Source organism: Nonomuraea sp. NPDC051941, assembly GCF_044593615.1.
The window spans coordinates 116023-130873 of the sequence record NZ_JBIUCF010000034.1; the positions used below are offsets into that span (position 1 = coordinate 116023).

10 protein-coding genes are annotated in these 14851 nt (G+C 73.7%); 6 read left to right on the plus strand and 4 right to left on the minus strand.

The features are described from left to right. The first annotated feature begins 86 nt into the window (after positions 1 to 86). The 6 genes from ACIHFD_RS43310 to ACIHFD_RS43335 all read left to right on the plus strand — a co-directional run bounded on the left by ACIHFD_RS43310 (position 87) and on the right by ACIHFD_RS43335 (position 4793). Complete coding sequence (locus ACIHFD_RS43310; protein ID WP_397371874.1) at positions 87 to 1427, plus strand: MFS transporter; 1341 nt, start codon at positions 87 to 89, stop codon at positions 1425 to 1427. An 85-nt stretch (positions 1428 to 1512) separates the two neighbouring features. Continuing rightward, complete coding sequence (locus tag ACIHFD_RS43315; RefSeq protein ID WP_397371875.1) at positions 1513 to 2445, plus strand: SPFH domain-containing protein; 933 nt, start codon at positions 1513 to 1515, stop codon at positions 2443 to 2445. A 163-nt stretch (positions 2446 to 2608) separates the two neighbouring features. Then, positions 2609 to 3316, plus strand: coding sequence for a hypothetical protein (locus ACIHFD_RS43320; protein WP_350727017.1), 708 nt, complete (start codon positions 2609 to 2611; stop codon positions 3314 to 3316). 43 nt (positions 3317 to 3359) lie between these two features. Further along, positions 3360 to 3908 carry a GNAT family N-acetyltransferase gene (locus tag ACIHFD_RS43325; protein WP_397371876.1) on the plus strand — a complete coding sequence of 183 codons (549 nt, stop codon included), beginning with the start codon at positions 3360 to 3362 and terminating at the stop codon, positions 3906 to 3908. A gap of 78 nt (positions 3909 to 3986) precedes the next feature. Beyond that, a complete protein-coding gene (locus tag ACIHFD_RS43330) occupies positions 3987 to 4442 on the plus strand; it encodes a hypothetical protein (protein ID WP_397371877.1) in 456 nt (151 codons plus the stop codon). 96 nt (positions 4443 to 4538) lie between these two features. Next, the gene (locus ACIHFD_RS43335) at positions 4539 to 4793 is read left to right on the plus strand and encodes a hypothetical protein (RefSeq protein WP_397371878.1); all 255 of its coding nucleotides are present in this window, start codon (positions 4539 to 4541) and stop codon (positions 4791 to 4793) included. 7 nt (positions 4794 to 4800) lie between these two features. Here the strand turns inward: ACIHFD_RS43335 and ACIHFD_RS43340 are convergent, their stop codons facing one another. The 4 genes from ACIHFD_RS43340 to ACIHFD_RS43355 all read right to left on the minus strand — a co-directional run bounded on the left by ACIHFD_RS43340 (position 4801) and on the right by ACIHFD_RS43355 (position 14840). After that, entirely contained in the window at positions 4801 to 5364 is a 564-nt protein-coding gene (locus ACIHFD_RS43340) for a TetR/AcrR family transcriptional regulator (protein WP_397371879.1), read from the minus strand. A 52-nt stretch (positions 5365 to 5416) separates the two neighbouring features. Then, positions 5417 to 11473 carry a CHAT domain-containing protein gene (locus tag ACIHFD_RS43345; RefSeq protein ID WP_397371880.1) on the minus strand — a complete coding sequence of 2019 codons (6057 nt, stop codon included), beginning with the start codon at positions 11471 to 11473 and terminating at the stop codon, positions 5417 to 5419. 80 nt (positions 11474 to 11553) lie between these two features. Beyond that, the gene (locus tag ACIHFD_RS43350) at positions 11554 to 13338 is read right to left on the minus strand and encodes a hypothetical protein (protein ID WP_397371881.1); all 1785 of its coding nucleotides are present in this window, start codon (positions 13336 to 13338) and stop codon (positions 11554 to 11556) included. After that, complete coding sequence (locus tag ACIHFD_RS43355; RefSeq protein WP_397371882.1) at positions 13335 to 14840, minus strand: glucoamylase family protein; 1506 nt, start codon at positions 14838 to 14840, stop codon at positions 13335 to 13337. The genes ACIHFD_RS43350 and ACIHFD_RS43355 overlap by 4 nt, the downstream gene beginning before the upstream one ends. Positions 14841 to 14851: the final 11 nt, after the last annotated feature.

Here is a 14851-nt window from a genome sequence, read left to right on the forward strand (position 1 = left end):
AGCGAATCATGGAGCAAACCTCTTGTCGAATTGTTCAACGATTCTTATGTTGAAGAGGACCCCCTAGACGAACAAGGAGCGATCGAATGACAGGCTCCGCGCAACAGACCCGGCGGGTGATCCTCGCCAGCCTGATCGGAACGTCGCTGGAGTGGTACGACTTCTTCCTCTACACCACGGCGGCGACCCTGGTCTTCCCCAAGCTGTTCTTCCCCGCTCTCGACCCGTTCAACGCGACGCTGGCGTCGCTGACCACCAACGCCGTGGCGTTCGTCGCCCGGCCGCTCGGCGGCGTCGTGTTCGGCCACTTCGGCGACCGGGCGGGGCGCAAGACCGTGCTGGTGGTGACGCTCCTGGTGATGGGCGTCTCGACGTTCCTCATCGGCGTGCTGCCCGGCTACGCGAGCGCGGGCGTGCTCGCGCCGATCCTGCTGGCGGTGCTCCGGTTCGTGCAGGGCCTGGGGCTCGGCGGCGAGTGGGGCGGCGCGGTGATCATGTCGCTGGAGCACGGCGACGGGCGGCGGCGCGGCTTCAACGCGAGCTGGCCGCAGGTCGGCGTGCCCGCCGGATACGTGCTGGCCACCGGGCTGCTGACGCTCCTGTCGTTCACGCTGTCCGACGCGGCGTTCCTGTCGTGGGGCTGGCGGGTGCCGTTCCTGCTGTCGGGCGTGCTGGTGTTCGTGGGCCTGTGGGTGCGGCTGCGGGTGACCGAGTCGCCGCTGTTCGCCCAGGTCAAGGAGCAGGGCGCCAAGGCGGAGATGCCGCTGCTGGAGGTGCTGCGGACGCACCCGCGGGCCCTGCTGTCCGCCTTCACCGCGCGGATCGGGGTGGACGTGGCCTTCTACACGTTCACCGCGTACATCATCGTCTACCTCACCACGGTGCTGAAGCTGCCGCGTTCGTACGCGCTCAACGCGGTGCTGATCGGGTCGGCGCTGCAGCTCGTGCTGATCCCGCTGGCCGGCGCGCTGTCGGACCGGTTCGGGCGGCGTCCGGTGTACTTCGCGGGCGTGGTGGGCGCGGCGGTGTGGGCGTTCGCGTTCTTCCCGCTGCTCGACACCAGATCGTTCCCGCTGATCGCGCTGGCCGCCGTGGTCGCGCTGGTCACCCACGCCGCCATGTACGGGCCGCAGGCGGCCTTCATCGCCGAGCTGTTCAGCACGCGGCTGCGCTACAGCGGCGCCTCCATGGGCTATCAGGTGGCGGGCATCGTCGGCGGCGCCCTGGCCCCGATCATCGCCCTCAGCCTGTTCGACACGTACCAGACCACGGTCGCGGTGTCGATCTACGTGGTGGTCGCCCTGGCGGTCACGGCCCTGGGCCTGGCCATCGCCCCGGAGACCCGCGACCTCGACCTGGCCGCGCAGCCCGACCCCGGCCCCAAGGCCAACGCCTCCCTGCCCGGCCAGGTGGGACCCTTCGCCTGAGCCGGAACCCGTGAGCTCAGCCGGAAAACGCCGCGAGAAGCCGCGGGCGGCGGCTGCCAACGCCGCCCGCGCGGAAGGGGTACTGATGAGAATCGCCCTGATCGTCGTCGCCGCGCTCATCGCCGTCCCCCTGCTCATCGGGGGCCTGGGGGGCTTGGAGAGCACGGGCGGCGGCGAGGTGGCCGTCGTCCGCGACGGCGGCCCGCTCGACGACAACCAGGTACGCCAGGTGATCAACCCCGGCTCCGGCCTGACCTGGACCGGCATGTGGTCGTCCACCCACCTCTACCCGGCGCAGCAGCGCTTCTACACGATCACCGCCGACCCCAAGCGGGCCACGACGCTCGGTGTGGACGTGGTGACGGTGCCCAGCAGCGACGGGGTGAACCTCGGCATCGAAGGCACCCTCTACTTCACGCTCAACCTGGACCATCAGACGCTGAAGACGTTCGACGACAAGTACGGCACCCGCACCTTCCGCGCCCAGGACGACCGCTCGCTCTACGCGTGGGACGGCGACGAGGGCTGGTCGGCGTTCTTCGGCCAGGCGGTCCGCCCCGTGATCGACAACGCGCTGCGCGGCCAGATCGGAGCCATGCGCTGCGCCGAGCTCGTGCCGTCCTGCTCGCTGCTGGAGAGCTCCACGCTCAAGCCGCGGGACAGCAACGCCAACATCGTCAAGGTCCAGAACGCGGTCGACGCCTCGCTGGCCCGCGACCTGCCGGCCACGCTCGGCGGCGACTTCCTCACCGGGCTGCGCTTCACGCTGGCCAAGGTGACGCTGCCGGGCGAGGTGCAGCAGGCCGTGGACCGCTCGCTGGCCGCCTCGGCGGCCGTCTCCGAGGCGCAGGCGAAGGTCGCCCAGGCCAAGGCGGAGGCGGACGCGAACCGGGCAAGACAGGACGGTTACGACAAGTGCCCGGCGTGCGCGGAGATCGAGAAGCTCAAATCGCTGCCGCAGGGCATCACGGTGTACGCCCCCGGGAATCCCCAGTCGGTCGTGGTTCCGTCGCGGTAGTCAAGATGTGGTTGACTCTTTTTGCGCGCAGCGTCTGGGTTGTGACGGAATCGCCACCTATTCACAGAGCAACCTCCACCTAATACGCATAAACTGCGCGGCTGTGAGCCTGCCTGTACGTGAACGTTCCCCCCGGCCGGGCGGCGGTCGCCACCGCCGTCCCGTGCCCACGTCCCTGCCGCCGGACGCCCCCATGCTCGTGCTCGCCACCCCCGGCGCGGCGGCCGGCGTGGCCGAAGAGATCGCGGCCGTGGTACGCCTCGACCACCCGCAGATCGAGGTGCGGCTGACGAGCGTCACCGACCTGGCGGACTCCCTGCCCTCCGGCCGCGACGCCGTCATCGTGCCGCTGCTCACCTGGGACGATCCGGTCGTCCTGGCTGAGATCGGCAAGGCGGTCGCGGCCGGCGGCAGCGGCGCCGTCGTCACCGAGGCGCTCGGCCCGCACCCGCTGCTGGCCGAGGCCCTGCACATCAGGCTCGCCGAGCGCGGCCTGGCCAGGGCCGACCGCGTACGGCTGCTGAACGTCTCCAGCCCCGTGGACGCCGTCATCATGGCCACGGTGGGCGGGGAGCGCGCGGTGCACGCGGTGCAGGCCACGGCGGTGCTCCTGGCCTCCAGGCTCACGCTGCCGGTCGTCTCGGCCTCGCTCGACAGCGAGCCGGGCATCGCGATGGCGGCCCAGCGGCTGCGCGCGGCGGGCGCCGAGCGCCTGGCCATCGCGCCCTGCATGATCGGCCACGAGGCCCCCACGGGGATCGTCGAGCAGGCCGCCGCCTCGATCAACGCCGGGCACGCGGAGCCGCTCGGCGCGCACAGCGCCGTCGCCGAGCTTGTGGCGCGGGCTTACGGGAGTCAACTCGCCACTTGACATGGGCTTGTAGAGATCACGGGAATCGCGTTACCGTCTGCAAATGCGGCGGGTGGTGTACAACGGCGAACGGCTCGGCCTCCGTGACGTCGCGGAGGCCGACGTGACAGCGCTGCACGCGGTCTACGGCGACACCACGGCCACGCAGCACATGCCGTTCGCGCCCCGCAGCCTGGCCGAGGTGGCGGGGCTCGTCGCCCAGGCCCAGGAGGCGGCCGCGGCCGAGCCACGCCGCCTGTACGTGCTGGCCGTGATCGACACGGCCCGCCGCGACGTGATCGGGGTGGCCCGCCTGCACATCGAGGCCGACCACCCGCACAGCGCCGAGATCGGCTTCGGCCTCCACCCCGACCAGTGGGGACGCGGGGTCGGCACGGACCTCGTGCGCTTGTTACTGTCGTTCGGCTTCAAGCAGCTCGGGCTGCACCGCGTCTGGGGCGCCCGTTCCCCGGCGAACTTACCCGCCCAGCTCGCCATGCTGACCGCCGGGATGGTCGAGGAAGGCCGCATCCGGCACCACGTGCACACGCCGAACGGGTGGCGCGACTCGATCGTGCACTCGGCGTTACAGGACGAGTGGACCGAACGCTAGACCGCCACGGAGAGTGGCGTGACCCGGGATTGTCGGTCGCGGGTCCTACGATGAGCCTCCTCACGGAGGGATTGTCCAATGCTCGACGCGCTGATCGTGCCCCTGTTCGTCACCACGGATCTGCCGCCCGAGTCGGAGCTGGCCGAGTTCGGGGAGCTGCTCGCCGAGACGGCGCGCGTGCTCCGCCACGAGGGCGACGACTACGAGGCGTTCCTCGCGGGCAAGGTGTTCTGGCTGGACCGTCCCGTGCTGCCCGAGCAGCGCCCGGCGGCCGAGGCGGAGCTGCGCTTCGCGGGCATGCTGGGCTATCTCGCCGCCTCCGGTCCCGGCCACACCTCGCGTGACGTGGTCGGCGACGTACGCGGGGCGATCGGCGAGGCCGTCACCGGCCGCTACGGGGACGTGGGGGTGGTCCCGGCCGTGTTCGCGATCCGCGACCAGGACGTCCGCGAGCGCACCCCCGACTCCGCCCTCTACTTCGACACCCGCGACGCCACCCCCGATCTGGTGAGCGCGACCAGGAGCTACCTCTAGCCAGGCGGGCGCGCCTCGTGCGATCGTGAACGGCTATCAGACCCACGGGCCGCCGCCGCGCGACACGGTGGCGGCTGACCACGAGGAGGTCCTCGCATGGCCGTGCTCGGCGCGATCTGCTTCGGGCTGGTGATCGGCTGGATCACGTACGGGACGCTGCGCCGCAGGCAGGGCGCGGCGGGCCTGTCCGACCTCGCGGCGGTGCTGGCTGCGGTGGGTGGCGGGGCGGTGACCGCGCTGGTGGGCACCCCCGAGGTCTTCGGAGCGTACGCGGTGGGCCTGGCCATCGGCTTCTTCGGCTACCTGGTCGCGGCCACGCTCATGCCGGACTCGAAATGGCTGGGCGGCTGAGCCGGTCCTACGCGACCAGCAGGCAGTCGAGCACCACAGCGGCGATCCGCCCCGGCCGTTCGGGGTCGGCCCGATGCCGCTCGGCGGTGATCGCCGCGAGGACGACGGCCTGCACATCCTCGGCGTCCACGTCCGCCCGGACGGTGCCGGCCTCCTGGGCCCGCGCGAGCAACTCGGCGAAGGCCCGGCGCAGGTCCAGCGCGAGTCGCTGGGTGAGCTCCGACAGATCGACCTCCGCCCTGGCGAGCGCGTCGGCGAGGTCCTGCTTGGCGCGGGCCTCACCGATCAGGCCGAGCAGGAACGGGAAGAACGCCGACCCGCCCTGATCCGCCTGGACGGCCTGGCGGGCCTGCTCGGCGAGCCCGCCGAGGCGGTCGGCGAGCACCGCTTCGACCAGCGCCTCCTTGGCCGGGAAGTGGCGGTGGACGGTGCCGGGGCCGACCCCGGTCCGGCGCGCGATCTCGTCGAGCGACACGGCCAGGCCTTCGGTGGCGAAGGCCTCCCGGGCGGTCTGGAGGATCCGCTCCCTGTTGCGCCGCGCGTCGGCACGCATCGGCCGCCGGCTGTCCATCGTCCCCCTCGCGTTCTGCTGCGTCCCACCGTAGAGGCTGCTCGCCCGCTCGTCAGGAGGGCAGGCCCACCAGGACGTACGGGGCCCACAGGCCGGGCTCGGCGGGGCCGTAGAGGTCGCGCAGCTCCAGTACGGCCTCCCTCAGCGCCCGTGCCGGGCCCATGCCGGAGCGCAGCCTGGTGTGGACGTCGCGCATCAGGGCCCTGGTGACCTCGCCGGAGACCGGCCAGAGCGGGAGGAGCACGGACCTGGCGCCCGCGTGGAGGAACGCGTGGGCCAGGGCGGCCACGTCGTCGCCGCCGCCCCGCGCGGGGTCGCGTTCGTGGGAGCCGAGGACGACGAGCCGGGCGTCCACGGCCATGCTCATGAGCCGCCTGCCGGTCAGGAGGCCGTCGGCCAGCCCGATGCCCGAGCCGAACGGGTCGTCCGGGTCGAACACGCCCGGGCACGACAGCTGCACCACGTCCCAGGTGCCGGGGAGCCGGGTCGCGGTGACGGCCGGACCGGTGTGGGGCGGGACGTCCAGCAGGGCGCCGGCGTCCCGAGCCGCCGCGTCGAGCGCGCCGCGGGCCTCGGGTTCGGCATCCGGGGTGTACCCGAGCACCAGTGACCGGGTGCCCGTCGCGGGACCCCGCCGGGTGAGGCGGGTCAGGGCGGCAACGGAGGGGGCGTAGGTCACGAGGGCGCGTTCGAGGAGCGAGCGGCCGTCCGGGGCCAGCGCGTGGAGCGGGACCCGGTGCAGCCCGGCGTGCGGGACCAGGTAGAGGTGGTCCAGGTCGTCGCCGAGCGCGTCGAGGACGTCCGACAGGAGGAGGTCGGCCAGGCGGCGCCAGACGGCCGCGCGGTGGCGGCGCGCCTCGATGTCCAGCAGCCCGGGACGGCGGCCGACGGTGGTGGCGGTGAAGTCGGCCAGCAGGTCGTGGCCGACGGTGGTGGGGAAGGCGCGCGGCTCGGACCAGCCGGTGCGGTGGGCGAGCACCGTCACGCTCTCCTCGCCGACGTGGAAGCCGACCACGGCGCTCCCGCTGCCTGGGCTGCCTTCTGGGGTGACGAGGGCGTCGAGGTGGAGCTGGTCGAGCGGCGGGTCCCGGTGCAGGGCGACGTAGTCGGGGGCGAGGGGTTCCATCCGCCGCCACAGCGCCTCCACCTCGGCCTCGGCGGTGCGGGCGCGTCCGAGCAGCGTCGCGGCTTCCGACGGGTCCCGGGTGTTCCCAGCGGCCGACCTGAGCGTCCGCGTGGTGTCGAGTCCGCGCCGCTCCGCCTCCACGAGCTCGGCGGGCACGCCGTCGGGCACGGGCCAGCGCCGATGGCTGAGGTCGGCGGCGGTCGGCCGGTCCTCGACCGTCCAGGGCCAGGACTCCTCACCCTGACGCGCCAGCTCGGACCAGCGGCCATCGCCACCCCCCACGGGCTCGGACCAGCGGCCGGCCCCAGGCCCCGCCATCCCGGACCAGCGGTCACCACCACCCCCCGCCTGCCCTGGCCAGTGGCGGTGGCCGAGGTGGGTGGTCAGGGTGTGGGACTTGGCGTGCTCCAGGTGCCGCCAGGCGGCCAGGCCGCGGCCCAGGCGGACCGCGAGCCGGATCGCGCGGTCGCGGCCGGAGGTGTGGCCCAGGTCGCAGGCCCGTTCGGCGTCAGCGAGCGCGCTCGGCAGGTCCCCCAGATGCTCGGCGGCGACGGAGCGGTTGTGCAGGGCGATCCCCAGCTCCAGCTCGTGTCCGAGCTCCTCCAGCAGCCCGATCGCCTCCGACAGGTGCCGGTGGGCGCGGGCGTACGAGGTGGTGGCCACGTACAGCGCGCCGAGCCGGCCGAGGGCGAGCGCCTCCCCTGCCCGATGTCCGATCTCCTGGGCCAGGGCCGCGGCCTCCGCCAGGTCGACCTCGGCGCGGGAGGAGTCCTCGAGTCGGGCGAGCAGGATGAGCGCCAGGACCACGCCACGGGTCCGGCCGCGGGCGTGTTCGATGTCCAGGGCTCTCTCGGCGAAGAGCCTGGCCTGGTCCGTCGAGTCCCGCAGCGCGCAGACCAGGCTCAGGTCGGCGTAGCTGTCGGCGAGGTCCGTCCGGGAACCCGCTTCCTCCACGATCGCGATGGACTGCCGGTAGAGGGCCTCGGCCTCGGCCAGCTCGCCCAGCTTGAGGTGGAGCGCGCCCCGTCCGGCCAGCAACGGGGCCCGCAGCGCGCGCCAGACCGGCGAGGACAGCAGCTCCAGCCCTTCGTCGAAGGCGTGTGCGGCCTCCGCCCAGCGGGCCTGGTCGGCGCGGACGCGACCGAGCAGGTCGAGCGCCTGGACGAGGTCCGCGGGGAGCGCGGCGTCCGAGTCGCGGGCCAGGGCGACCGCCTCGGTGAGGTGGCCCGCGGCCTCGTCCAGGCGGCCCAGGTCCCGGGCCGCCGCGCCGAGGTTGCGCAGGTGGTCGATCACGAGGGCGTCGCGCAGCTCGTAGCCGCGGGCGGCGTACGCGCGGGCGGCCTCCAGGTCCCCCAGCACCCGGCAGAAGGAGGAGAGCTTGACCAGCAGGAACGAGTGATAGTCGGAGGCGAGGGGGCGGCCGTTGACGGGGTTCGCGGCGAGCGTCTGCTCGGCGAGGGCTCGGGCGGTCTCCAGGTCGCCGGCGGCCTCCGCCTCCTCGATGCGGAGCCAGGTCTCCAGCCGTTCGGCCCGGTCGCCGTCCGCCGCTCTGATCGCCTGGTTCAGGGTCGCGTGGCCGCGGGTCGCCTCGCCGAGCGTGAGCTGGATGCGGGCCAGGCGCGACAGCAGCTCCGCGTCCAGGCCCCCGCCCATGACCGCGATGAGCTCAAACGCTCCGCCGCGCTCCCCCGAGCCGCCGGACGACGCCGAGCCCAGGGGTGTGGGCGGGTCGAAGGATGCGGGCCGGTCGAAAGGCGCGGGCCGGTCGGAAGGCGTGCGTGGTGGGGTGAGGGTGGCGAGGCCGGCTTCGAGGGCGGCTCGGGCGCGGCGGAACTCGCCGCGTTCCTCCAGCGCGAAGCCGAGCTTGATCGAGGTGAGCGCCGCCAGCCGGGGCTGGTCGCCGGCGTGGAATCCGGCCACCGCCAGCTCCAGCGCCTCCACCTGCGCGTCCAGGTCCCCGGTACGGGCCGCCAGCGCGGCCAGCCGGTCGCGGACGACCGCCTCCTTGAGCGGGTCCCCGGCCGACAGCCCCAGGGCCGAGTTCAGCCGTTCCGCCGCCTCGTCCCACGAGCCGAGCCGCAGGTCCAGCGCCACCCGCCCCAGCACGGCGACGAGGACGGCCCCCGCGTCCCCCTCGGTGGCGGCCAGCTCCAGCGCCCGCTCCAGATCGGCCGGCGCGTCGTCGTAGCGGTCGAGGGCGGTCAGGCAGGAGGCGCGCATGGTCAGCGCGGACGCCTCCTTGACCGGGGCACGCAGCCTGGCGAACGCCTCCGCCGCCGCCCCGAACTCCTCCAGCGCCCGCCCTGGATCCCCTTCCGCGTACGAGAGCGCGCCCAGGTTGTAGCGCGCCGAGGCGGCCCCGTCGTAGTGGCCGAGCGACTCGTACTCGCGCTCGGCCAGCCCGAAGGCCGTCCGGGCACCGTCGGAGTCACCGCGGCCCCGGCGGCGGCCCGCGATGCGGTACCACTCGTCGGCGGGCTCGCGCCGCTCGCCCCTGCGCCGCACGATCTCCACCAGCCGGGTCTCGCAGGCGGCGGCCTGCCCTGGGTGACCGCGCTCCACCAGCAGGACGGCGTGCGCGTCGAGCGCCCCGCACGCGTCCTCCCACGCCCCGGCGGCCTCCAGCTCGATGGCGCAGGCGGCCATGCGTTCCGCGGCCGCGGTGAGGTCGTCCTGGTCGACGGCCGCCCGGGCGGCGTGGACGAGCGCCATGGCGGCCGGCACGGTCTCGCCCAGCTCCCGATAGAGCTCACGGGCCTGGACCGCGCAGGCCACGGCGCCGTCCGGGTCGCCGGCGGCCAGGAACGCCTCGGCCGCGTGCCCCTGCTGGGCCGCCTCCTCCGCCGCCAGCCCGGCGCTCTCGCACAGGGCGATGGCGCGGTGGTGGTGTTCGAGGGCGCGGACGGGGTCGCCGGCTCTGAGCAGCACGACGCCCATGCTGCCGAGCTGGAGCGCCTCGGCCCGGACCTCGCCCAGCGAGCCGTAGCCGGCCGCCGACCGCGCGAACGACTCCAGCGCCGAACCCAGCTCGCCCAGCTCCTGGTACGCGCGCCCCTGCTCGGCCAGCGCGTACGCCGTCCGAGCCCCTTCCTCGAAGCCGGAGCCGAACGCCTCCGCCGAACGCCCCAGCACGGCGCAGGCCACCCGCAGCCGCCCGAGCGAGGCCAGCCGCAGCCCGGACTCCAGCAGGAACTCGCCGGGCGATTCGGCCTGCCGCTCGGCGTAACGCAGCAGCTCGACCGTGACCTCGTCGTTCCGCGTGGCCAGCGCCAGCTCGGTCGCGACCCCCGCGAGCCGCTCGTCCGGCACCGGCGTCCCGTCGAGGGCCGCGCCGAGCTGCGACAGCAGCTCCGGGTCCCCTTCCCTGGCGAGTTCGAGCACCTCCCCCAGGTCCCCCGGGTCGCCCTGCGCCGAGAAGCGCGCCAGCAGCGCCCCGCACAGCACCCGCTGCGCGGGCGCCGGGTCCTGGGCGGACTTCACGGCCACCTCCAGACCCTGGCGCGCGGACGCCACCGCCTCGTTCAGGTCCTCCACCCGTCCCGAGTGCGCGGCCCGCCAGCGCAGCACCTCCGAGACGAGCCCGTACGCCTCCGCCCGCGGCGACAGCCGCTCACCGGCCGCCAGCGCCTCGCGTAACGCGGCGATCGCCTCGTCGGCGTGCCCGGCGTCGAGGTCGAGCTTGAGCGCCTGGCCGAGCAGCATCAGGACCCTGGGCCTGGCCGGGTCCCGCTCCCCGTGGGCCGCGAGCGCGGCACGCGCGGCCGTGATCGGCTCCGCGGGGTCCCCGCCGGTCACGACGGCCCGCCTGAGCAGCGCGTTCGCCAGGTTGGCGAGCAGCCTGGCGCGGTCGGGGTGCCCGCGCGGAGCCTGGCCGGCCGCCTCGCGCATGACCTCGATGGCGGTCTCCAGGTCGTCGGAGTCGCCGGTGACGCCGTACCGGTTCCAGCGGCGGTCTCCCAGCAGCCCGAGCCGCACGACGGGGTCGGCGCCGAGCCCGCGCGCCGACTCGCCGGGCGTGATGTGCAGGGCCTCCAGCATCTCCGTCCCGGCCTCGAGCGAGCGCTCGTCCCCCGTGACGACGAACCACTCGACCAGCCCGGCCGCGTACGGCGCCAGCACGCCGGGATGGGCCCACTTCTCGTGCCAGAAGTCCAGCGCGCACTGCCCGACCCGGATGAAGGCCAGCAGGTCGCGGTCGGCGTACGACCCGGTCGAGCGCGCCCACGTGAGCTCCACCAGCGCCAGCAGCGCCTGCGACCGGTCCTGGCCGGCCGGCGGCGCCTGCGCGGCCGTCACGTACGCCCCGGCCAGCTCCTCGTCGCCGAACGCCGCCAGCCCGAGCGCCGTGCCCAGCTCGTCCACGTGCGCCGGCTCGGCCAGCGCCGCCCTGAACAGCACGTGCACGGCGTCGTCGACGACCTCCAGCTCCCCCGTGCCCCCGAACAGCCGCACCAGCCCGTCACCCAGCAGCGCCAGCGCGCCGGTCGCCCACGCGGGGTCGGGCGAGCCCGTCGACTGCCGCAACAGCAGCTCGCCGAGCCGGTCGGCCACCTCCGGCGTGGGACGCGCCATGGCGCGCCGCACGAGGGCGTGGATCAGCAGCCCCACGTGCGGGTACGCCGCCGGGTCCACGTGCTGGAACACCTCTTCGACGAGCCCCGCCCACGTGTCGGCCGAGTCGCCGGGGGGCACGTTCGAACCGCGCAGCCGCTCCGGGAGCCGCGCCGGATCGACCACGGCCACGGCGGCGAAGTACGTGCCCGCCACCGCCGCGTCCTGCGTGAACCGCTGGTCCAGCCGGTAACGGGCCAGGTGGAGCATGCCGATCAGGCGCCAGGTGACGGCGTCGGTCCGGTCGCCGGCGCACGCCCGCATCGCCTGCTCGGCCTCGACCAGCGCCGCGGGATCCCAGATCAGGCCGGGATCCGCGGCCTGCTCGAACCGCTCGATGCGGGCGGCCAGCGCCCGAGCCGGTTCGGTCATGGGCACAGGCTCTCACCGGCGTGCGCGCCCGTACAGAACCGTCCCTCAGACCTCCACATCGCCCCGTACGGTATCGCTCTTTACGGTGTCAGCTCGATGAAGGACACGCCCGGCATGGGCAGATCGAACTCGAGCGTGACCGTGCTCCCGGCGGCCGTGGCCGGCGGGGTCAGCTCGTCCAGGGTGTTGGCGGCGCGAAGTTTGTCCCATTCCTCGTCCGCCGGCCAGTCGCCGCCGCCCATCGCCTGCCAGGCCGCCTGCACGTTGGAGTGGTCGCGGTCGATGCGGTGGTGGGTGACCGTGTACTCCCCGCCGGCGAGCCCGTCGACGGTCAGGGACACCGTACGGGTGAGCTCGGGGGCACCGTCGGCCTGGGCGTGGTTGAGGGTGCCGTTCCAGACCAGCACGCCGATCCTGCCGTCCTCGTGCCGGGCCGCCCACGCCTCGACGCCGGCCACGTCGCCGTCGAGCGTGGCGGCCAGCTCCGCGTCACCCAGCCGGGAGGCCAGGGTGAGCGCGTGGAAGCGGGGCTTGCGCAGGTTGCCGACCGTCAGCAGGCCGAACCCGCCGTGGAACAGCCGCGGCGGCCGGCCCAGCTCCTCGAAGTGGTCGGAGGCCACCCAGTGCGACAGCGCGGCGATCCGGCCGGCGGCCGACTTCATGCCGTGCAGCAGGAACGCCGCCCCGAACGGCCCGTCGCCGATGCCGTGGAAGTGGGTGGGCGTGGGCCCCCATTCGGTCCACCAGACGGGGACGTCCACGCCGTACCTGGCCAGGACGGGACGCCAGTCGAGCGGCGCGTTGCCGTAGGTGTGGCTGGAGACGAAGTCGAGCGCCGCGCCCGACTCCTCGACGTGGGCGAGCAGCTCCTCCACCCAGCCGTCGGCCGCCGAGGCGGGCCCGCCGACGCGCAGGTCCGGGTGCACGTTCTTCACGGCCGCGGCGGTGACGTCGTAGAGCAGGAAGTACTCCTCGGGCGTACCGGTCCAGAAGACGGCCAGGTTCGGCTCGTTCCAGACCTCGAAGGCCCAGTGGTCGATCAGCTCGTGGATCCCGTACCGCTCGGCCAGGTGCTCCACGAGCGCCCTGACCAGGTCGCTCCACGCCTCGAAGTCCTTCGGCGGCGAGACGACGGCGTCGTAGCCGAAGACGGTCCTGGAGGGGTCGGCGGCCAGGTCGCGCGGCATGTAGCTGAGCTCCACGATCGGCCGCAGGCCCAGCGCCACGACCTTGTCGTAGACCTCGTCCACGCGGCTGAAGTCGTAGACCGCCTGACCGTCGACCTCGCGGTAGACACCCAGGTCGTCGCAGAGGATGGCGTGGGCCCTGACCGTCTGGACGCCGAGCTCGTCGCGCATGACGCGCAGCGCCTCGGCCAGCTCCTCGCCGATGGGCCGGCCGCCGCTCTCGTCGGTGCTCAGCAGGTGCGACAGGTGCTCCGACCCCACCATGTACGCCCACGGGCGCGGCAGCTCGCGGGTCACCCACCCGGCGTCCACGTGGACCGACAACCCGGCCGGCCCTTCGAGCGGGGCGGCCTGGACGGGCTCGGACAGCGGGCCGGCGTGGTCCACGGCGGCGACGGCGGCCACCTGGTAGGACGCCGCTCCGTGGCCGGTGTCCACGTACCGGCAGGACGGGACGGCGGGCACGTCCACGTCCGGCGGCGTGGCCGGCGCCCCGTCCCGGTGCACCACGTAGCCGATGGCCCCGGGCACGGCGTCCCAGGTCAGCGTCACCTGGCCCGCTCCCGGGACCGCCGACAGGCCCGTCGGGGCCGGCAGCTCGGGCCGGGAGGCCGGGGTGATCGCACCGGACTCCTGGCCGATGCGCTCCTGCCAGTCGCGGTGGGCAGCCATGTTCATGAAGTGACGTTCCATTCCTCGATTTCCATTACCGGGCGCAGCTTGGCCTCCACGCCCGAGCCCGCGAAGTAGCGGTGCAGGTCGCCGCCGGTGAGCACGTTGCCCAGGGCGGCCATCACCATGCCCTGGTCGAGTGCCAGGTACCACTTGGACACGGCCCCCGAGCGGACCGCGACGGCGTCGTAGAAGCCGCCGGGGCCGTAGGCGTCGAAGTTCCGGCGGAGCTTGTCCAGGTTGTCGATCGCCGCGTCCTTCGCGTACGGCAGCGCCAGGAAGCTGGCGTGCGGCGTCACGACGCCGTCGCCGTAGGCCGTGGGCTCCGGCTTGGCCGGGCGGCAGCCCTCGTAGCCGGGGTCGGTGCTGGTGCGCTCGCGGTCGGTGGTGTAGCCGGGCTCGTCCATGCCGAGCGGGTCCACGCCGTACTCGCGGTAGCCGCCGTGCGGGTCGTTGGACGGCGAGAAGCCCCAGTAGCCGTACTTGGCCTCGTTCATGCCGTGCTCGATCTGGGCGCGCACGAACACCGGGTGGTTGCGGCCCCAGCTCTTGGGCGCCCACTTCGCCTCGGGGACCACGAGGTCCGGCATGAGGGCCTCGAACATGGAGCCGCCCCAGTTGGGGACGTAGCGCATGCCGCGGTAGGCGTACGTGCCCTCCCAGACGTTCACGCCCAGGTACTTCTTCCACGAGCCGACCGGCTTCTGGTCCTGCCAGCCGAAGTCGCAGCCGTTGTCGGGGAAGGTGCGGTACGGGCCGAAGTAGCTCTCGCGCGGGAGCTGGCCGAGCGCGATGCCCACGTACTGGCCGATGCGGGTCTCGGCGGGCGCGCCGTAGTGGTGGCAGGTCGAGTAGACGGTCGTACCGGTGCCGGCGTAGTCGCTCGCGACGTAGCAGCCGTCGGGCGGCTCGGGCCAGAAGCCCCCGCGGATCAGGCCGGTGCCCGCGTCGGGGCGGGCGGCGGGGTCGTAGTAGGAGGCGAAGTTCATGGAGGTCAGCAGACGGTTGGCGCGGGCGGAGTATTGCGGGGTCGCGTTGCGGACCATCATGAGGGCCGCGGCCAGCCAGCCGTTGTCCACGCTGGAGGCGAACAGGCGCACCGGATCGCCGGTCTCCGGCCAGGTGTGGATCAACTGGAGGGTGCCGGGATCGTACCAGTTGTAGAACTGGCCGGTGGGCGTGTTCCGCTCAAGTCCCTCCAGCGCCTTGATCACCCGGCCGATCCTGGCGGCGGCGTCCCCGCCGCTGATCAGGCGCAGGTCGCGGGCGGCGAGAGTGCTCCACAGGTACGTGCCGATGTTGGTGGGCGAGGTGACCTTCGCCCTGGTCGCGAGGTCGCCGGTCACCTTGTCGGCGGGCAGGCCGGTGGCCGGCTCCACCATGGCGGCCATCGACCGCCAGGTGTCCTTGGCATAGCGCAGCAGGGTGTTGTTCTCTGAGGCGTCGGCGGGGGCGGCCGGAACCGTCAGGGCCAGCACTAACACGCCGGACAGGACTGTCTTGCGCATGGGGGGCTCCT